At 50.6% G+C, this 20196-nt stretch carries 21 protein-coding genes; 6 read left to right on the top strand and 15 right to left on the bottom strand.

What is annotated here, in order from left to right; all coding sequences use genetic code 11:
* Positions 1-690: a sulfate/molybdate ABC transporter ATP-binding protein gene (locus ACVBEF_RS01615; RefSeq protein ID WP_447122196.1), complete on the top strand. Its 690-nt coding sequence runs from the start codon at positions 1-3 to the stop codon at positions 688-690.
* A 10-nt stretch (positions 691-700) separates the two neighbouring features.
* Here the strand turns inward: ACVBEF_RS01615 and ACVBEF_RS01610 are convergent, their stop codons facing one another.
* Positions 701-2833 carry a TonB-dependent receptor gene (locus ACVBEF_RS01610; RefSeq protein WP_447122195.1) on the bottom strand — a complete coding sequence of 711 codons (2133 nt, stop codon included), beginning with the start codon at positions 2831-2833 and terminating at the stop codon, positions 701-703.
* Between the two features lie 269 nt (positions 2834-3102).
* Here ACVBEF_RS01610 and ACVBEF_RS01605 point away from each other — a divergent pair, with 269 nt between their 5' ends.
* Together ACVBEF_RS01605 and ACVBEF_RS01600 are read left to right on the top strand one after the other, a co-directional pair.
* A complete protein-coding gene (locus tag ACVBEF_RS01605) occupies positions 3103-3633 on the top strand; it encodes a PaaI family thioesterase (protein WP_447122194.1) in 531 nt (176 codons plus the stop codon).
* Between the two features lie 61 nt (positions 3634-3694).
* The gene (locus ACVBEF_RS01600) at positions 3695-4117 is read left to right on the top strand and encodes a cupin domain-containing protein (protein WP_447122193.1); all 423 of its coding nucleotides are present in this window, start codon (positions 3695-3697) and stop codon (positions 4115-4117) included.
* Between the two features lie 137 nt (positions 4118-4254).
* Here the strand turns inward: ACVBEF_RS01600 and ACVBEF_RS01595 are convergent, their stop codons facing one another.
* Positions 4255-4641: a cupredoxin domain-containing protein gene (locus ACVBEF_RS01595; RefSeq protein WP_447122192.1), complete on the bottom strand. Its 387-nt coding sequence runs from the start codon at positions 4639-4641 to the stop codon at positions 4255-4257.
* A 2-nt stretch (positions 4642-4643) separates the two neighbouring features.
* A complete protein-coding gene (locus ACVBEF_RS01590) occupies positions 4644-5528 on the bottom strand; it encodes a metallophosphoesterase family protein (protein ID WP_447122191.1) in 885 nt (294 codons plus the stop codon).
* A gap of 178 nt (positions 5529-5706) precedes the next feature.
* Between ACVBEF_RS01590 and ACVBEF_RS01585 the strand changes: the two genes are divergently transcribed.
* Positions 5707-6276 (top strand): sigma-70 family RNA polymerase sigma factor, encoded by a 570-nt coding sequence (locus tag ACVBEF_RS01585; RefSeq protein ID WP_447122190.1) that lies wholly within the window; start codon positions 5707-5709, stop codon positions 6274-6276.
* Positions 6276-7067 (top strand): anti-sigma factor family protein, encoded by a 792-nt coding sequence (locus ACVBEF_RS01580; protein WP_447122189.1) that lies wholly within the window; start codon positions 6276-6278, stop codon positions 7065-7067. Before ACVBEF_RS01585 ends, ACVBEF_RS01580 begins: the two co-directional genes overlap by 1 nt.
* A gap of 125 nt (positions 7068-7192) precedes the next feature.
* On the opposite strand, the gene ACVBEF_RS01575 is transcribed toward ACVBEF_RS01580, so the two are convergent.
* From ACVBEF_RS01575 to murB, 6 genes are all read right to left on the bottom strand, one after another.
* Complete coding sequence (locus ACVBEF_RS01575) at positions 7193-7546, bottom strand: hypothetical protein (protein WP_447122188.1); 354 nt, start codon at positions 7544-7546, stop codon at positions 7193-7195.
* A gap of 110 nt (positions 7547-7656) precedes the next feature.
* Positions 7657-8478, bottom strand: coding sequence for a M12 family metallopeptidase (locus tag ACVBEF_RS01570; protein WP_447122187.1), 822 nt, complete (start codon positions 8476-8478; stop codon positions 7657-7659).
* Positions 8479-8707: 229 nt separating this feature from the next.
* Positions 8708-9496, bottom strand: coding sequence for a hypothetical protein (locus ACVBEF_RS01565; RefSeq protein WP_447122186.1), 789 nt, complete (start codon positions 9494-9496; stop codon positions 8708-8710).
* 254 nt (positions 9497-9750) lie between these two features.
* The gene (locus ACVBEF_RS01560; protein ID WP_447122185.1) at positions 9751-10047 is read right to left on the bottom strand and encodes a helix-turn-helix domain-containing protein; all 297 of its coding nucleotides are present in this window, start codon (positions 10045-10047) and stop codon (positions 9751-9753) included.
* Positions 10048-10079: 32 nt separating this feature from the next.
* On the bottom strand, positions 10080-10355 hold the full coding sequence (locus tag ACVBEF_RS01555; protein ID WP_447122184.1) for a hypothetical protein: 276 nt from the start codon (positions 10353-10355) through the stop codon (positions 10080-10082).
* Between the two features lie 492 nt (positions 10356-10847).
* Entirely contained in the window at positions 10848-11906 is a 1059-nt protein-coding gene (murB, locus tag ACVBEF_RS01550; RefSeq protein ID WP_447122183.1) for a UDP-N-acetylmuramate dehydrogenase, read from the bottom strand.
* Between the two features lie 276 nt (positions 11907-12182).
* On the opposite strand from murB, the gene ACVBEF_RS01545 reads away from it, so the two are divergent.
* Complete coding sequence (locus ACVBEF_RS01545) at positions 12183-12668, top strand: YajQ family cyclic di-GMP-binding protein (RefSeq protein ID WP_447122182.1); 486 nt, start codon at positions 12183-12185, stop codon at positions 12666-12668.
* Between the two features lie 243 nt (positions 12669-12911).
* On the opposite strand, the gene aroG is transcribed toward ACVBEF_RS01545, so the two are convergent.
* The 6 genes from aroG to ACVBEF_RS01515 all read right to left on the bottom strand — a co-directional run bounded on the left by aroG (position 12912) and on the right by ACVBEF_RS01515 (position 20192).
* On the bottom strand, positions 12912-13976 hold the full coding sequence (gene aroG / locus ACVBEF_RS01540) for a 3-deoxy-7-phosphoheptulonate synthase AroG (protein ID WP_447122181.1): 1065 nt from the start codon (positions 13974-13976) through the stop codon (positions 12912-12914).
* 285 nt (positions 13977-14261) lie between these two features.
* Positions 14262-14765, bottom strand: a complete 504-nt coding sequence (locus ACVBEF_RS01535; protein WP_447122180.1) for a GNAT family N-acetyltransferase — start codon at positions 14763-14765, stop codon at positions 14262-14264.
* 17 nt (positions 14766-14782) lie between these two features.
* Positions 14783-16243, bottom strand: a complete 1461-nt coding sequence (gene tldD / locus ACVBEF_RS01530) for a metalloprotease TldD (protein ID WP_447122179.1) — start codon at positions 16241-16243, stop codon at positions 14783-14785.
* Between the two features lie 114 nt (positions 16244-16357).
* The gene (locus ACVBEF_RS01525) at positions 16358-17164 is read right to left on the bottom strand and encodes a class I SAM-dependent methyltransferase (protein ID WP_447122178.1); all 807 of its coding nucleotides are present in this window, start codon (positions 17162-17164) and stop codon (positions 16358-16360) included.
* A 15-nt stretch (positions 17165-17179) separates the two neighbouring features.
* Positions 17180-18778, bottom strand: a complete 1599-nt coding sequence (locus ACVBEF_RS01520; RefSeq protein WP_447122177.1) for a GMC family oxidoreductase — start codon at positions 18776-18778, stop codon at positions 17180-17182.
* A gap of 10 nt (positions 18779-18788) precedes the next feature.
* Entirely contained in the window at positions 18789-20192 is a 1404-nt protein-coding gene (locus ACVBEF_RS01515; protein ID WP_447122176.1) for a cytochrome P450, read from the bottom strand.
* Positions 20193-20196 lie beyond the last annotated feature (4 nt).

Below are 20196 nucleotides of genomic sequence, written 5' to 3'. Positions count from 1 at the left end.
ATGACGCTAACAGTCCAGATACAAAAACGCTTGCAAGCCGATGACCGCAGCTTTCAACTCGATATTGATTTAACCTCCGACAGCAAACGCATCGTGCTCTACGGTCCCTCTGGAGCAGGTAAAAGTCTCACGCTGCTAGCCGTGGCTGGTTTATTGACGCCCGACCTGGGTATGATCAACATCAATCAGCGCACACTGTTCGACCACGCCAACGGCATCAATTTGCCTCCGCAGCAGCGCAAGGTTGCTTACCTGTTTCAGGATTACGCGCTCTTCCCTCACCTGACGGTTGCGCAGAATATTTCCTTCGGCCTGCAGTCAGGCTGGCTCAATCCGCGCAAAGCGCACACCCATCCAAAGGTCCAGAGATGGCTCGCCTTATTTGAACTCAGCACCACCGCCAACAGCTATCCGCATCAACTATCAGGCGGCCAGCGCCAACGCGTGGCGTTGGCCCGGGCACTGGTTTTAGATCCGGATATGTTGCTGCTCGATGAACCGTTTTCCGCGCTTGATCCCGCCCTGCGCGATCGTATGCGCGGTGAGTTAAGCCAATTACAGGCCCAACTCGACGTCCCGATGCTAGTCATTACCCACGATCCGGCAGACGTTGCCGTATTGGGCGAAGCGGTATTTGAGATTCGGGATGGAAAAATTGTCTCGACCAAAAATATGCAGCTTTCACAGTAAAGACTTCTGATTAAAAAGACTTGCTCATCGCCATGTAGACGCCGCGGCGCTGTCCAAACTGCGGCGCACCAACTCCAATCCCTGAACCATCCCGAATTTCATACACCCGATCAAACACGTTGACGATACTCAGCCGCGTCGTGAGTTTGCCCACTGGCGAGGCGTTAAAAACATGACTGACACCCAGATTGACTTCGGTGTACGAAGGTAAATGTTCGGTATTGGCAAAGCCGCTGCGCAGACCGCTGCCGAACAATGCATCGGCGCTATAAGTTGTGCCCTGCCACAAGTAAGAAATACCGGTGGAAGCGGTAATGCTTTGGTCGTGATCCAGATGCACCCAATGATTGGCGACATAGTCCAACTCATCCTGCGCAAAATTATATTGACTCGAAACGATATTTTTACCCAGCGCAGTGGAGCGTGCGACGTTGATATAACCGTTCAAATTATCGTTGCGATAGTTCAGGGTTAATTCCAGACCATAGACTTTGCCTTGCGCATAATTAAACGGCGTGAACAATAAGGCCGAACCGAACTGGCCCTCATCGAGCATGTTTTTTACCTTCTTGTAGTAACCATCGAGCGCGATGGTGACATGCGGCGTCAATTGATGCGCCACGCCAAGATCGAAATAGTCCGAACTCTCTGCTTGTACCGCACTATTTTGGCTGCTCGCTGAAGCATTGGTGGTGCCGTTGAAGCTGGCGACCGTGGTGGCGGCAATCAGCTCGGAGGTCGGTGGCGTAAAGTATTTTGCGTAGCCCGCATGAAACGTCGTTTGCGGCGTCATCTTAATGACGATGCCAATGCGCGGACTCAATTGACTAGCCCTCACATATGCATTTAACCAGTCCGCACGCGCGCCATAATTGACGGTGATTTTATCGCTGAGTTTCCACTCATCCTGCAAATAAACGCCGGTCTGATTGGTCGTTTTTTGGCCCTGATCATTAATCGTAAATGGCACTGTGCCAAGTTGATTGCCGCTGGCGTCAGCGCTGAAGGTCAGTGCATCGTTACTATTTTTCAGATTTTCGCGAGTATAAGAAATACCGGCGCGCACAGTGTGACTGTCATTGAGGCGATAGCTGCTATCGGCCTGTAAGCCATTCGCCAGACCGGTGCGCAGTACACGGGAAGCCACGCCGGTGTAGAGCAGATCGCCGACCGTATCGGGTTCAAACAACACCTTGGAATATCGACTAAAGGCGGCTAATTGATAGTCGAAGTTATCGCCGATGACGCCCTGTAGCGCCAAAATTCCGTAGCGATTGGTTTCACGCTGGCGCTCATTGAGATTGGCGGATGGATAATTATCTACACCATCGAGGACAAAACCAGGCGTTTGACCGGGAGTATCAGGAATCTGAAAGCGGCCGTCAGAAGTCCCCAGGATCAGACTCACGCGTGTGTCTGGATCGAGTAAGTACGAAAAGTAACCGAATCCTTTGTTTTCCAGCGTGCGGTCATGGATGGCGGTCGATGCGCTGGTAGGGTTTTCAATACCGAGATTGCTCGCATTAAAAGAGCCGTTTAGAAAATAGCTAAACGCATCGTGCGTGCCACTGACGTCGCCGCTGATTGTCCGGGTATTGTTGCTGCCGACTTCGATTCCGATATTGCCGCCATTGTCGATCTGACCGGTTTTGGTCCGAATATCGACCACGCCTGCGGTGCGATAGCCGTATTGGGCAGGCAGTGCGCCAGTCATCAAATTGATGCTCTGGACAAAGCGCGTATCCAAGGTCTGGCCGAAGCCGGAAATGCTCTCCGGCAAAATGATACCGTTCAAGCGGTATTGCAAATCGGCATGGTCACCGCGCACATGCAATTGCCCGAACGAATCCTGCGCCACACCGGGGGCACGCAACAAGACTTGATTAAACGACGTGTTGTCGCCCTGCGGCATGGCGGCGATATCTTTACTGCTGATGCGATAAGTACTGCTACCGGTTTCAACCGGAATGCCATTTCTGGCACGATCCAGACGCGCGCTTGTGACGACGATTTGATCAAGCGTTTGTGTATTGGGTGGCGTATCCGAAGAGGTATCAGGAGCAGCCTGGGCATGCGCTACTGGAGCGGAAAAGCCATAAGCGATCGCCAATAAAGCGCTCAGTCGCAGTAAGTGTAGTTGCATACATATTTTCATTGGAGTCCGAAATGACAAGCCGCAGCCAAGCCGCGTAAATAAATAAAACGGTCAACACCGCGCAGCCGCTTAGTCTAAGCGTATTGGCATACCGCCACCAATCTAAATGCAACTGAGTTGCAAAATAGAGACAACCAAGCCTATCAAGGTCAACATCACTAAACCGCAAGGTCTCGTAAGGCTCCGACGCCAACGGTGACATAATCATTTGCGCGTTATTTCAACTCCCCCAATCACTTTCAAAAACAAGGATCAACATGACTAATCGCGAAGCAACTTTGGCGCAATGGAAAGCACAAGAAGTCGCCGTACGCGCGCGCCTGGCAGCCCCTGGCGTGGCATCGATAACGCAGTTAAAAGAGTCTGGCGGCATGGAATTTCTTCAGCAGATTTGGGATGGCAAGTTGCCATCCTTACCGATTGGGCACACGCTTGATTTCATCCCCCTCGAAGGCGAGCCGGGGCGCATCGTATTTCAGGGCACGCCCGGCAAGCAGCATTACAACCCGCTAGGCAGCGTTCACGGCGGCTACTTCTGCACCCTGCTCGACTCCGCGCTGGGATGCGCAGTGCATTCGATGCTGCCAAAAGGGATTGGCTATACGACGCTGGAATTGAAGGTCAATTTGATTCGTGCCTTGAACGAAAAAACCGGCCCCGTGCGTGCCATCGGCAAAGTCATTCAAGTCGGTAACAAAGTCGGTGTGGCCGAAGCAAGCATTGTTGATGTGGACGGCAAGATCTATGCGCACGCGACGACTACTTGCCTGATTTTTCCGTTACCTTAAAATACGTAATCAGGCGGCACCGGCCCCGTCATTTAACTTGATAAAGAATGGAGTAATCACCATGCGTCTTGTTTTCAAATGTTTTTCAATCTGCATTGGCAGCGTATTACTGATCAGTTCGGTTACCGCAAAAGAGCCATCCTCTATTCAAATAGAGACGTTACTACGTAGCAGTACATCCTGGGATGGCGTACCTTATCAATCCTACCCAAGCGGCAAACCTGAATTAACGGTTCTGCGTATCACGATTCCTGCCAACTCGGAATTGCCTTGGCATACTCACCCGATGCCAAACGCTGGCTATGTACTATCTGGTGAGATCACTGTCGAGAAAAAAGAAAACGGGGAAAAAAAACTACTCCGCACAGGCGAGGTATTGCCCGAAATGGTGGACGGACTTCATCGTGGAGTAACCGGTGACACACCAGCTGTTTTGATTGTATTTTATGCAGGGACGAAAGATATGCCGCTGTCCCAGCAATAATATTACTGCGATTGCACAAAGAAACGCCTCCCACTCAGGACTCTCTGCAGCATCAATCTGTTGCGTCGTCAGCGCAGCAGATTGATGTAACGCATTGATGTAACGCATATCAACCGACAATCAAGCATCTTATCGGCTCACGCAGCGACAACAATCACACCGCTCATCTCTTCATGGCCGGAGCCGCAAAATAGGTCGCAGTGAAAAGTAAACTCTCCCACTTTGTCCGGCATCAACCGCAAGCGCGATATTGTTCCAGGAAGAATATCGGTACGAACACCGAAGTCTGGCGCATTAAATCCCATCGGCACATCAAGCGTAGAAAATTCCAAGGTAACGGGATGCCCCAGCTTTAAAAGAAGCCGATCCGGCGCATACGTAAATTTCCTGGCAACGACCTTGATGACTTGCTCTTGGAGCGACTGTGCTTGCGCACGCGCTGACAATGCGGCAATCGCACCCAAACCCAAACCCGCTACCCCGATCAGAAACTGGCGGCGTTCTTGCATCACTTTCTTATTCATGATCAACCTTTCTGAACAGGGAATTCGGTAAGGCTGTAGTCGGCATTGTGTTGCGCTCCCATCACTTCTCTAAAACCCAGACCGCGATAAGGTTGCGTGCTGTCCCACGCTATCGGTGTGCGTTTCGGCTGTGATCCTGGTGCTGGTAACGGAAAGATTAATGACTTCGCCGCATGGTGAGCAATGTGTCCGGTCATGTGGTGATGCTCTTGATGAATATGGCCATAGAACACCGTGACGTTGGCGTGCGGCATCAATAACGCCACCGCCCTTGCACCATCGCGCGTGGCCCAATCCCATTGCGGATAGAGATCAAATAATGGCCGATGCGCAAACACCACGATGCGTGCATCCGGCGCTTGTTTTTCAAGATCCCACGCCAGCCAGCTTAGTTGTTCGTCGCCAATACTCGCGCCCGGATCGGAGACGTTGTCGAGCACAATAAAATGCACGCCTTGATGATCGAAGGTGTAATGCGTTTTACCAAAAAACTCCTGATAGGCCGCACCATGATCAAGTCCGGCATCGTGCTCACCGGGCATAAAATACACCTGCTTAACCTTTAATTCCCCCACAATCGCCTTGAATTGCGCCAACCTTTTACGGCGCTCCTGCGGGTCGTCCGTGGTATGGGTCAGGTCTCCTGTAAAGACAATGAATGCCGGGGTCTGCTCCAGACTATTGACTGCAGCAACGGCTTTTTGCAGGGTTCCATGTGCGTGCGGGTTAGCTGCGCCTTCAAAGCCCCAATGCGAATCCGACATCTGCACAAAAAAGAAATCTGTATTACTCCCAGCAGCAGCCCAGCCGCTCAAACCTGAAGCATAGACAACGCCGCCCAACCCGGCCAGACGCAGAAAACTACGTCTGTCGATTATGTTGCTCATCACACTCTCCTCAAGCACCCCCGCATTGCCGATCACGTAACCGGTAACTTCCTATACCGTTATTGAATACGTTTTATTCCCGATTTCTGGACTGTCGAGCCAACCATATTTTTACTGTTTCATGGGAATAAAATCGTTGTCCGAGCGGTATGATAGAAACCAGACAGGAAATCCTCGCATGACTGCATCGACCAAAGAACAACGCTTTGCGACCATCGCACTGCCGCATCTGAATGCGGCATTTAACCTGGCCAGCTGGCTCACGCACAATCGACAGGATGCGGAGGATATCGTCCAAGAGGCTTACTTACGGGCCTTCACTTTTTTCGATAGCTTTCATGGCGACGATGGCCGCGCCTGGTTGCTGACCATCGTGCGCAATACTTTCTATACCTGGTATGGACAGCCGCACACACACAACACTGCATTCGACGAGCAATGCCATAGCCCAAACGGCGACAATATTGCCGTCGCACACTATGCCGACAACAATCCAGAAAATATGCTGTTGCAAAAAGATAGCCAGCAGCAATTACTACAAGCGCTGCAAGCGTTACCGCTGGCGTTTCGGGAGGTGATGGTGTTGCGTGAAATGGAGGAATTGTCCTACAAGCAGATTGCCGCGATTGTCGGTATACCGATCGGTACGGTGATGTCGCGTCTGGGACGTGGTCGTCAGTTACTGGAAGGTCATTTTCACACCGAGCCGCACACGCCAGCGGCAGCACCAATACGGCAGGAGAGATGATGGAGCATCAACAAGTACGCACGCTGTTACCGGCCTACGTCGATCAAGAGCTCAGCGTCAGCGAGACGATGCAGATTGAGCAGCATCTCAATGACTGCGCCGACTGTCAGCAGGATTATGCGCAGCAAACCCAATTGCATACCCGATTAAAAAATCCGGCGTTCTACTGTGAGGCGCCGGCAGGTCTGGCGCAACGGATTCATGCAGCCTTGCCAAAAGGGAGTACGAGCACGCCGCCAAAGCGATGGCTAGGCTGGTCCTTTGGATGGCATGTAAGTTGGATTAATGCAGGCGCAATGCTGACAACCTTGCTGGCGTTATTCTGGAGCGTAGGCATGTATTTGACGCTACCTTCGGCACAAGATCGGCTGACTGATGAAGTCGTTGCCAGTCATGTTCGCTCATTGCAGGTAGATCATTTATCGGATGTCATCTCCACCGATCGCCACACGGTGAAGCCCTGGTTCAATGGCAAACTGAATTTTTCTCCCACAGTGATAGACCTGGCGTCGCAAGATTATCCTTTGATCGGCGGCAGGCTCGACTATCTGGACGGCCACCCTGTCGCGGCCCTGATTTATCGCCACCAACTGCATCCTATCAATCTCTACGTCTGGCCGGACAACAATGGCAATGGCAATGCCGCTCCAGTCGCACTGAGCAAGCGCGGCTATCATCTGTCGCATTGGTCAACGGGAGGAATGTCTTACTGGATCGTGTCGGATGTGGGGGCGGCAGAATTGGCAACCTTTGTGACGCTGCTGCGCGCTCAGCTGAATCAAACGGTGTGAGGCTGCGTTCACAAAATCAACACATAAATCAACACATAAAATCAACAATTAAAATCAATTCAGCGGACCTTCGGCAATTGCTAAAGGTCCGCTGAAAGGGTTAATACACCGACAATTACTACCTCTTAAACAATACAAGCTCCAGCATCATTGGGAAAGACCGATAAAACGCCTGTTTGTTGGGCGCCGCGCTGTACTTTCGCCAGAACTTCGAGTTCGTCATCCGAAAAGCTCGAAATAAATGCAGCTTTATCCCCTGATATCTGAAGGCCAAATTTCGCCAGTCGTTCGCTAGCAGCCGACGATACCAACGGTTCGCACACTGAATTAGCCGCAGCAATGAGCGCAACTAATGCCGTTTTTAACGTCGAATTACTCACGCTGGGTACTGCACTAGAAAGCAGACCTCCTACTAATGGCCAGATGGAGCAAAAACTCAGGCTCAGTCCAAATTCGGGACTTGGTTGATGTTGGTTCATGATGTTTCCTTTTTACATTGGGTGAAGATGAATTGCTCAGACACTTTTCGTGCTTAAGCTGTTTTTACAAATGCGTGACACAAATCCGACTAAACGTATGTCGCTGTCATTTATGCAGCCACAGACATTGCGGGCTTGGGATAAATAAGCGCTGCAAATGCAGCATCCTGTGCATCAATATCTTTGCCCCCATCAACAGCGATGCGATTTTTCATGATTGCTGCTGGCAGCCAATAACACATGATCGAATTAGTGTCCGCTTGTTCTGTGCGGAGCAAGGCGGAGTTATCGAGCGGCGTCAGAACCTGAGCAATCACGTCATCGCGCGACCATCCCTGGGTTTTCATGAAATATTTGATGGCAACTTCACGGTCAATTTCAGAGACGATTTCCGAACGGGTGTGTTCATGCGGAAATCCTAAGGTATGCCCGGTTTCGTGGCGTACCACACGATGGAACTCAGCGTCCGACGTGTAGACTGAAAATGACTCAAGATTCATGGTTGGTTGATCTTGCTGGATTTGCAGAATGTCTGTGCCCAGATAAGACCAATAGCCGCCACCCGGTGTAAAAGTGATCCGTACCTGTCCTTTCCCTGCCGTTTCGGTAAAGAGCACGTTGGCGTATTGCCCCCAGGCGTTCATGTTGCTGAGAATTTTTTTCCGCAGCGCAGGCGATGCGTAGTCCAGAAACTGCACTCTGAGATGGGTGCCTTTCGGTCCCCAGTATTTCTTGGTAAGTGCAGCCATATGCTCCGCATGCATGGTCGCATTGGATGCGACTTCTGTTTGAAGTGCGCGGGGCGGCGCATTATTGAGATTAATTTGCATGGCCTTCGCAGCAGCAGGAATTAATAAATGCTGGGGCAGCCTCTTGATAGTACATACGCATGGTGGTTGTGGGAAAACATGCGATTCAATATCGTCAATCATGACGTTGATCTCCAGAAAAAATGATGGGATTTACAATCGGAATGTTATGGAAAAACACGTTGTACCTTTGAGGATTGAACGTGCATGAGGTTTGTGCTCCTCGTTTCCACACACCAACTTTACGATCCCAAAGACCAACATGTAAGTGTCGTTACGGTTACCGTAACGTTGACGTGACGCTAATTGGAATGGGATGACAATACAGAGCGCAGCGCCGCGATTGGGCAAGTCAGACAGGTGCTTCGCCGTGCGATAAATATTTTCTTAACGCATGGCAAATTGCCATCGCAAGATGCTCCTGAGACGATATGCCAAAGGGTAGGTTGTCATCAAATTGCTCCGACCAGACAATACAACCGGCGCTGACATCGATCAGCCTTAGCGACGCACGAATTAAATCGCCATCGACCCGGATGCTCCCTTCGAGCAGATGCCCGACCTTGGGTCGAATGACGGCGGCGCTACCGAAAGTGTGAGGGATCACTTTGTCGCCAAATGTATGAAATAGTTGAAACGTCAGCTCTTCGTTTAATCCATTTGTGCACATAGATGGCGTAGGGCATGAGGCAGTACTTTGCACATCCGGCGATAAAATCCGGAGAGGCACGACGATGAGCAAGTTGTCTGAAAATGGCATCTTTAGATGCAGCGTCGGATCAGTTTTTTTCTCAATGACAGGCATGTAGCTGCCCGCCGGGATCGAAAACTTCAGATCCGTGTCCAGATCTGTATGTGCGTTCGGTGTCGCATAATGGATTTTGAGTTTTTCACGCAATCGTCCGATTTGAACGCGCACGATAGGATCGTCGCCGGTGCTGTAGGTGGCGACGTCACGGTCGAATACACTAATGCCGATCGCGTATTCGCTGGTCTCCCGGGCATCACCGGCTAATGCTTGTTCGACTAAAAAACGCAGTAACCTGCTCGATCTTTGCGACTTATAAAATCCTTTGCTGGAGAGAAGACTGGCAAGGGCAGACTGGACGTCGTCGGGTAAAAATACCGCAAACGTATTCACACCTGATACGACAAAAGAAACAAGAATAATCTTGTCACTTCAGGCGAAAATAAAAGATAGGTTTCTATATGTTTCATAGCGCTCTCCATGAGATCCATGCTTGAAATATTTCTGCCTAAAATCGATATAAGTAAGGCCGCATAATCGTTTATACGTCGTTGCCTCCGCCTGGCCGTACAGTCGTACTGTCTGCGTCGGGGCGCCTAGTCTAAACAATTATGCGGCCTTACTTGTCGATATAAAACAGAAAAATATTAGTCAAAAATTCCCAAAATAAGAATGTCGCAAAAAGCGAATCCACGAATTCTGACCGTATGTAGCGGTATCTCCATTTTTGCCTTACACACAATTTTTTTACGTAGTCGCATCACCATCGTATCCAAACGATTTTGGTCATAGTTCAAATAGTCTTCGCCAAATTCATAGACGATTTTTTTTCTCGACACGGCTTCACCGACGTCGAACGACGCAAATATTTTAACGAACGAAAACTCCAGACTGGTCAACCTGCTCTTGATACCGTTGGGCGCTTCCAAGGTACGATTTCGCAAGCTCAATCGCCAACTGGATGTGGGGCCCATATTCATGAAACGGACAATTCCTCAAATACCTGCACTCCGGTATTTTCGAAATTTTCTTTTCGATTGCAGCTACTACTGTAGCTGGCTGATTGGAGAGGGAAAATGCCTGGCTGCTCAACGAAGCTATATAACTCTTGGCCGTTCGGACTAAGGTCAATATAACTTTCTGAGTCGGATATTTCACTTGACGCATGACGGTAGCCGGCGGCGATGTCAGAGATAACTTTTAATTGCGCAAGATTAAATACACTTCCATTTGGCAATAAAAAACGCATCATTTTTACATTTTGGGTAGTTGTGAAATCGAAAAATTATAAAGAAACTACGATGGCAATAAAATGATCTTTAACAAGGCAAACAAATATGGATATGTCGTATAAAAGTTAATAAAATACAGATATGTCTTAATTGAAAAGCAGATAACTCTCCTTTGCAAATCAGTGATCAATATGAGCGTACGGTGTTATTCGGCCGACTATCTGACCATTTATGACATTTAAAAAAATAATAATTTTTCATACGACTATATGGACTTAGCAGTAGTTATCGATAACCGATATTTTTTGAAACAAGCACCTCTCCACAACGACTTCTTTAAGTCCTATAAGTTATTAGTAGAAAAGAGGGCCACAAATACCAAGAGCAGATTTAAAAAAATGTCATTGGCGCAGGCCATACCCGCAATCGATTAGTACGACTGCTTTGCTTGATATGTTTTTATTGATATGGAAAGTTTGAACGATGCGAACAATTATCGGACGATAAAGCGATCACACAAAAATCGGCTCCGGCTCCAACGCCACACCAAAGCGCGTCATCACATCGGCCTGAACGGCTTGAGACAAACGCACAACATCGGCCCCTGTCGCGCCACCCAGATTAATGAGAACTAAGGCCTGTTGTTGATACATAGCAACCGGACCCAGGGATTTTCCCTTCCAGCCACTTTGATCAATCAACCAGCCTGCGGCAAGTTTGAAACCGCCATCGGCTTGCAGATAGCTGACCAATTCGGGATGCTGCGCCAACAATATGTTCCGATGCGCGGCGCTCACGATCGGATTTTTAAAGAAACTCCCCGCGTTTCCTGTCACGGCCGGATCGGGCAACTTGCGTGTTCTGATCGCAATCACCGCGTCACTAATATCGCGCGCGCCAGGTATTTCAATCCCGCACGTCGCCAATTCTTGCGCAACATCGCCATAGCGCACATTGGCCTGCCAGCGTTTGGGCAGCGAAAAGGTGACATCAAGCACAACAGCACGATCGCGCAAACGATGTTTGAAAACGCTATCGCGATAGGCAAATGCGCAATCTGCGTGCCGCAGGGTGATGATCTCACCGGTCACAAAATCAAATGCTGTGAGCGCATAAAAGCGCTCTTGGATCTCGACCCCATAAGCACCAATATTTTGAATCGGCGCAGCGCCCACGCTACCGGGAATCAAGGATAAATTCTCCAGACCGCCCAACCCCTGCGCCAATGTCCAGCGCACCAATCCATGCCAACTTTCTCCGGCTGCTGCGCGGACATAGACCGCATCGGCATCTTCGCCAATGATCTCAATACCTTGATTGCCGATATGTAAGACCATGCCGTCAAAATCTTTTGTCAGCACCAGATTGCTACCGCCACCTAATATCAAACGTGGCAATTGCGACAATGTAGGGTCAGAACCAAGCAGCTTCAGTTCAGCCGCCGTTGATATACGCAGATAGGTATGCGCCATCGCATCGATACCCAAAGTGTTGTATTTGAGTAATGAAAAATCGGTTTGTACCGTGAAATTTTCAGGGAGCACGTTGGATGGCTGAGTCATGGAGGTCATAGGCGTGGGATTATACGTAAATCGCCGTATGCATTGCGCAAAATATGAGCAATATTAATTGTAAAAAGTAAGCCGCAATCGGGCACAACGGCGTCAAAATACAAGGAATCAGCTATGAACATAGCCACTCAGATTTTTGTTCGATAGAATGCACGATAGTTTGTGCTGCGATGAATATTCCAGGTGTGCGATACCGAATTTAGCATCTCAGGCATGCAACAGAAATATGCCCAAGATTCAACAACATCATCAGAAAACCCTTAAGGAAATACTAAAATGCCATCATTCGACACCGTCTCCGAAGCCGATCTTGCCGAAGTCAAGAACGCCATCGTTCAGGCCAATAAAGAGATTTCCACCCGTTTCGACTTCAAGGGCAGCGACGCCCGCGTGGAACTGAAAGAGCGCGATCTGACGGCCTTTGCCGATTCTGACTTCCAATTGGATCAAGTCCGCGATGTACTGACCAACAAATTGGTCAAACGCAGTGTTGATGTGCGTTTTCTGGACATTGGTAAGATTGAAAAAATTGGCGGCGACAAGGTCAAGCAAGTCATCAAGATCAAAAATGGTATTGAATCTGACGACGCCAAGAAAATCGTCCGCGTTGTGAAAGACAGTAAATTAAAAGTCCAGGCCAGCATCCAGGGCGATGCAGTGCGCATCACAGGTGCCAAGCGCGATGATCTACAAGCCGCGATGGCGATGCTGCGCAAGGAGATTGCTGATTTGCCGTTGGAATTTAATAATTTCCGCGACTAAACGGCTGACTAAACGACTAACGTCGGGCTTTGATGGTATTGACCAAGCGATTTTGATTGCTTCAATAACGGAATTAGGACTTACGCAGACAGTACGACGTAGGGCAAGGAGGGATAACGTTGCTGGGGCGGTTTTGCGTAAGTCCTAGGAATATTAAAAAGAGTCTGTTCAGGTAACTGAACAGACTCTTTTTTATTGCCGGGAAGGCGGGTGTAACAATTATCAGGACTTACTTATCTCAATTTATACCGAACTTTTCAACAAACGGCGTTGTTTGACCGCTTCTGCCAATCCGTCCAGTACGGCAATACTTTGCTCCCAGCTAATACAACCATCGGTCACCGACTGACCGTAGGTCAGTTCCTTGCCCGGCACCAAATCCTGACGACCGGCGACCAGATGCGACTCAATCATCAAGCCAACGATGCGATCATCGCCAGCGGCAATCTGGCCGGCGATATCGGCGCAGACGGGAATCTGATTTTCAGGTTTTTTCGAGCTATTCGCGTGTGAAGCATCGATCATCAAACGCTGGGCCAGACCATTGGCAGCGATGTCCTTGCAGGCAGCATCGACACTGGCGGCATCATAGTTAGGCGCTTTTCCGCCGCGTAGGATGATATGGCAATCTTCATTACCGTTAGTCGATACGATGGCTGAGTGACCGCCTTTGGTGACTGACAGGAAATGATGCGGCTGCGATGCGGCTTTCATTGCGTCGACCGCAATTTTGACGTTACCGTCGGTACCGTTTTTGAAGCCAACCGGGCACGACAGACCGGACGCCAATTCACGATGGACTTGCGATTCCGTGGTACGCGCACCGATTGCGCCCCAGCTGATCAGATCGGCAATGTATTGCGGACTGATGACATCGAGAAACTCGGTTCCGGCAGGCAGACCCAGCTCATTGATATTCAGTAACAATTCACGTGCTAAACGCAAACCGTCATTGATACGGAAACTATTATCCATGTACGGATCGTTAATCAGACCTTTCCAGCCAACGGTGGTGCGTGGTTTTTCGAAATACACACGCATGACGATTTCCAGTTCCCCTTTAAGGCGATTGCGTGCAGCCACCAGAAGACGCGCATATTCCATCGCGGCCTTGGTGTCATGGATCGAACAAGGACCGATGACGACCATCAAGCGGTCATCCTGACCGTGCAGAATGCGATGCAAGGCGATACGCGAATCGGCCGCCGTCGTGGCGCTTTTTTCGGAGCAAGCAAATTCGCGGATTAAATGGGATGGCGGGGCTAATTCTTTCATTTCTCGGATACGTAAATCATCGGTGCGGGGCATGTTTTTCTCCTGGCTTAAAAGTAATTGGGTAAAAAAAAACCGCCCTCGAAGGCGGTTTTTGAAATATCGGTTTGTTCTGTCATTACGAACGCTTACCGCTTTTCACCGCCGGAGAGGGCTGGAATAGCTAAAGTAAAAATAAAAGTAAGCGTGGGAAAAAGACATTTTTTGTGTAATTAGTTTAAACAGCGATCCAGATAATGCGGCAATTCTACACTTTTAGCAATAAGATTATTCCCAAGCTGGGTCTCAAGCCTGATCTCAAGCCATGGCATCGTTTATTAATCATTTATTAACCACAATCTCTGGGACGCTTGCCAACATGTGAATATGTGCAATCCCGTCTTCGTCATACAAATCGCCAACCGGTTCAAAGCCAAAGCGACAGTAAAACCGCTGCAAATGCGCCTGTGCACCAATCTTGATCGGCTGCCCCGGGAAGAGCTGAGCAACTTTGTCCATCGCCTGCGCCATCAACGCATGACCAGCGTTGATGCCACGTAAAGTCGGCGCAGTCACCACTCTGCCAATGGATGGCTGTGGATACACCACACCGGGCGGCACGATGCGCGCATAAGCGCCTAACTGACCGTCCGTCAAATACCCAAGCCCATGCCAACATTGCAAATCAATCCGGTCCGCATCCTGAAAAACACAAGCCTGCTCAACCACAAACACTTGCTGACGCAGCGCCAGCAAGTCGTACACTTGCGCCGCACTCAAAGCATCGAAAGGCAGCCATGACCATTGCAATATCAACTTACTCTCTACAACAACCGCTGTCGTCATCATCGATCCTGTTTCGTTTAAGCAGTTCCGCCCACCGTCACACCGTCAATCCGCAAGGTAGGCTGACCCACGCCAACCGGCACACTTTGACCTTCTTTGCCGCACACGCCCACACCAGGATCAAGTCGCATGTCGTTACCGATCATCGAGACGCGGTTCAATACGTCAGGACCGTTACCGATCAACGTGGCACCCTTCACCGGATAGGTCACCTTGCCGTTCTCAATCATGTAAGCCTCGCTTGCTGAGAACACGAATTTTCCGTTCGTGATGTCGACCTGACCGCCGCCAAAATTGACCGCATACAAGCCATTTTTGACCGAGGCCAGAATCTCTGCCGGGTCTTTGTCGCCTGCCAACATGTACGTATTGGTCATCCGCGGCATCGGCAGATGGGCAAACGATTCGCGCCGGGCGTTGCCGGTCACCGGCATCTTCATCAAGCGCGCATTCATGGTGTCTTGAATATAGCCCTTCAAAATACCGTCTTCAATCAGTGTCGTGCATTGCGTTGGGTTGCCCTCATCATCGATATTGAGCGATCCGCGACGGTCCGCCAGCGTGCCGTCATCCACCACTGTGACGCCCTTGGCAGCAACCCGCTCGCCAATGCGGCCAGAGAAGGTACTGGAACCCTTGCGGTTGAAATCGCCTTCCAGTCCATGACCAATGGCTTCATGCAGCAAAATACCAGGCCAGCCATTCCCAAGCACCACGGTCATCGGACCGGCCGGGGCTGGACGTGCATCCAGATTCACCAATGCCGAAGCAACGGCTTCGGCGGCATATTTTTCTAACAAGGCGTCAGTGAAATAACTATAGCTATATCGACCGCCACCACCGCTGCTACCCATTTCACGCCGACCGTCTTTTTCTGCAATCACGGTGACCGACAAACGCACCAGCGGACGGATATCGGCGGCAATGACGCCATCGCTACGCGCCACTAGCACGACATCATATTCGCCCGCCAGACCGGCCATGACTTGCACCACGCGTGGATCTTTGGCGCGCGCGATGCGTTCGATACGCTCTAATAATTTGACTTTTTCAGTGGCATCGAGCGAAGTCAACGGATCGTTTGGCAAATACAGGTTGCGACCGCCTTTTGGTGCCATGACGCTGGCAATTTTGATTTTTCCGGCACCTTGACGCGCAATCGTCCGGGTCGCGATCGCGGCGTCCCGCAATGCTTGCTCGGAGATTTCATCCGAATACGAAAACGCTGTTTTATCGCCTGAGACCGCGCGCACACCGACGCCTTGGTCGATAGAGAAACTTCCGGTCTTAACGATACCCTCCTCCAGACTCCAGCCCTCGCTCTTGGTGAACTGAAAATACAGATCTGCGTAGTCTACTTTGTGCGTAAACATGGTCGCCAAGGCTTTTTGCAGGCTGGATTCGTCGAGGCCGAAGGGGGTCAGCAGAACATCGCGGGCGACGGCTAACGCATGAAGATTGGGTTCGAATGGGTTCATTTTAGGGGATGCCTTGCAATGTGGACGGAGTAGGAAGGATTGTAGAGCATCCGATTGCGGCATGCAGTAAAAGGACTGAAACTGGATGCCATAAATTTTACGATCAAACCAGCATCAGCGCTTCTTCAAATGCAATTGGATCACGCGCAGGCTGCCAACCATGCAATGCGGATCGTGCGCTAAGGCATTCAGATCGGTCAGAATCTCGTTAATCTCATTTTCTGTGGCAAGTTGCATTGCCTGAATCGGGTCTTTGATTTGATAAAAAGAGCGCCAGAGCAAGCTTTTTTTATGCGGCGTGGTGAGTGCAGGTTGACTGAAGTTGACGGCACAAATCTCGACATCAAGCTGTTGAATAAAGCGCCACAGTGGATCAATGCAATCAAACTTCAAGCCAAGTTGGGTCGTTAACTGATCACTCAACGCATTTGCACGATTCAGGGCGGGGCTTTCCGGGTAGCAAAAAAAGGGAAATGCCGGTTCTTCGATAAAAATCGATGCGCCGGGTTGGCAAGAAGCAAGTACATTTTCAAAGAAACTATCCCAATTCTTGAGATGCAGTAGGAGAAAGCGGCAATAGGCTACGTCGAATGGCGTGAACGCAGTTTTAGCGGCGACGATATCGTGTTGTACAAACTCAACATTAGCACCATTACCCTCGCCTCTGGTTGCTTCGCAAATAGCGAGTTGCGCATGCGAGATATCGATGCCGACAACTTTTCCATTCGGCACTTTCTGTGCAAACCAATGAGTCATTTGTCCATGACCGCAACCAATATCCAAAATGGTTTGCACAGAATAGGGTAAATGCACCTGCAAAAACGCATGGCTACCAGGGTTATAGACTTCAGACAGAATCTCCAGGCGCTCTCGGTCTGCATTACCGACCTGCAATAAATAAGATGGGGGATTTTTGATCATGCTTACGTCCTATTGTTAAGTTGAGGTGAGGTGAGTTTGTGCCAGCCAATCAGCAGCCCGTTCGCCGATCATGACCGCCGCAGCGTGCGTGTTACCGCCGATCAGTGTCGGCATAACGGAGGCGTCTGCGACCCGCAAGCCGTGCACGCCGTACACGCGTAGCCTGGGATCGACAACTGCCAACGCATCTTTACCCATTCGGCATGTACCAATCGGGTGGTAGGCGGTATCGGTGCGTTGACGAATTTCAGCGCGCCATGCCGCCTCGCTGTCTGGCAACGCCCGCACCGGCTGGCCACCCAATGCGCTTAGCGCAGGAGCCGCAAGGATGCGGTTCATCATCGTTATCCCTTGCAACATCGTATCGACATCCTCGGTGGCACTTAAGAAGCCGGGATCAATGATGGGCGCACAGCGCATATCGGGGCTCGCCAAGGTCAGCGTGCCGCGACTCTTCGGATGCAACACGCTGACATGACAGGAGTAACCGTGCCCCCAATGCTGCTTCCGCCCATGATCATCGAGCATGCCTAGGACAAAAAACATTTGTATATCCGGATGTGCCAGCGCAGGGTCAGTCTTAAAAAAACCACCCGCTTCGGCCCCATTACTGGTGAGCATGCCGGTGCGCTCGTTACGGTAACGCAGTAGCGCACGCAACAATCTCAACGTGCCGCGCAATGAGATGCCGAGAGTATCGGCATTCTTGACCCGTACACTGCGAATATAGTCAGGATGATCCTGCAAATTTTGGCCTACGCCAGGGGCATGATGCACCGGCGTGATATTGCATTGTTTTAATTGCTCCGCAGGCCCGATGCCCGAGCATAAAAGCAGTTGGGGCGACCCAAATGTGCCAGCAGCGAGAATGATTTCTGCCCGTGCGGACAACACGCTCTGTATGCCATCCCTCACGATACAAACGCCAGAGGCACGCTTGCCGTCAAACACAATCCGCAAGGCGATAGCGCCAGTCAATATAGCAACGTTAGGCAGATGCGCGCTATGTAAAAAAGCACGCGCAGCATTCCAGCGCTCGCCTTGCTTTTGCGTTACCTGATAGTAGCCAACGCCTTCTTGCCGTGCGCCGTTGAAGTCCGGGGTGGATGCAAAACCGGTTTGATGGGCAGCGGTCAGAAACAGCGCCGCAAATGGATGCGGTGAGCGCGCATCGGCCACATTAAGCAGCCCGCCCGTTCCATGCCACGCATCGGCACCGCGCTCATTGTGTTCGCTGCGCATAAAGTACGGCAGTACATCGCTCCAACCCCAACCGTCGCAGCCTAGTCTGGCCCAACTATCGTAATCGTCGGGATGTCCGCGCACGTACACCATGGCATTTATTGAGCTGCTTCCCCCCAGCCCTCTGCCGCGCGGTTGATAACCGCGGCGCTGGTTGAGTCCGTGTTGCGGAACGGTCTGGTAGGCGTAATTTCGCTTTGAGCGAAACGGTAATTGCACAATCAATGCCGCCGGAATGGTGACAAGCGCACTATCGTCACCCGGCCCCGATTCGATTAACGCAATGCGCGCCGATGGAAGATGGCGCGCCAGTCGGCCTGCTAATGCACACCCCGATGATCCGGCTCCGACAACGATATAGTCATAGTCCATTAATAGTCTCTCAATGACGCTGCTTCAACGTGACCGTCACATGCGTGGGGCACAGGGTAAATGCGTAATGCTCTCGCGTCGGCGCTATACCCAAGGCCGAGGCAGCTTGAGAGACAGTAAAATTTTTGGCCAGCATCGCGAGCACCGCCATGATCTCTGACATCGCCAGACGCTGTCCCGGGCAATAGCGCGATCCGGCCCCAAATGGCAAAAAACCTTTCAGATTGTGTTGCGCGTTTTTCTCCGAATCAAGCCAACGCTCCGGCAAAAACAAATGCGCATTCGTAAAATTGGCATCCTGACGACCCAGATGACCGGTGAGGAGAAATAGCGGCGTCCCCTTTGGCACATCGACGCCATGAATATCGATGTCCTGATGCGGCTCCAAAGCGACCAAGGGAAAGATCGGCTTCTGGCGTAACGTCTCTTTTACGACAGCCTCGATGTACGGCAATTGGTCCAGACTTTTAATATCAAGAGGTCGACCGACAGTATTCAAAATGCTATCAATCTCAATCTGCATTTTTTCCTGTACTTCAGGATACTGCGCCATGAAATAAATCACCCAGGAAAGCGTATTTGCTGTCGTGTCCTCGCCGACCAACAAAAGCGTGAGCACGTTTCCCACAATTTCAGCATCGGTGAAAGTCCCCTCTTCTGTACTTTGTACCGCCACCAACGCCTCAAGCAGATTCGTCGGGTTGGTCTGAAGTGCGGGACTCGCAGCAAGTCGGTCACGCGCGTTGACAATCATCTCTTGAATGGTTTTATTCACCTCTGTTAATGCAGCATCCAATGCACGGTCGGCTGGAAGTTTGATGTAGCGCCAATACGGAAATAAAGCCGTTTGCCGCCGCGCTGCAGCTTCAAACACCTGAGACAAATGCTGCTGTATCGGATTACGCATATCCTCTAGCGTATTGAGGTCGTGACCAAATGCAAAACCGGAGACAACATCGACGGTATAGCGCATCAAATCGCACCGCATATCTACCGGTTTACCAGACTTAGCTACCGTTTCCCAGCGTTGCTTCAGTCTTCTGGTAACAACTTCGAGCCGATCCCCAAATTGCCGTACATGATGATGATTGAGTGCATACATCACCATCTTTCGGTGGCGCCGCCACTTCTCTCCTTCGGCCACAAAAACACCGTCTGCATCGACCTCCAACGCCAGCTCTTCCAACTTACTCCAGCGCCGAAACCTCTCCGGACGCTCTCGCAACATTTGATCAATGAGTGCAGTATCGGTGATCGTCACAATGCGCCGATTACCGATGCGAAAAGCAAATACAGAGCCGTATTGATCGGCCCAATCGCAGAGAATCTGATAAGTCCGCGTCGGATCAAGTTGCATCAGATTGCCAAGCAAGGGGAAGCCGCGAGGGCCTGGAAAATCATTTAATGTAGGCATGAAT

Source organism: Glaciimonas sp. GG7 (assembly GCF_052976905.1).
The sequence above is the reverse complement of the archived record's forward strand: the minus strand, read 5'-3'. Positions and strand labels throughout refer to the sequence as shown.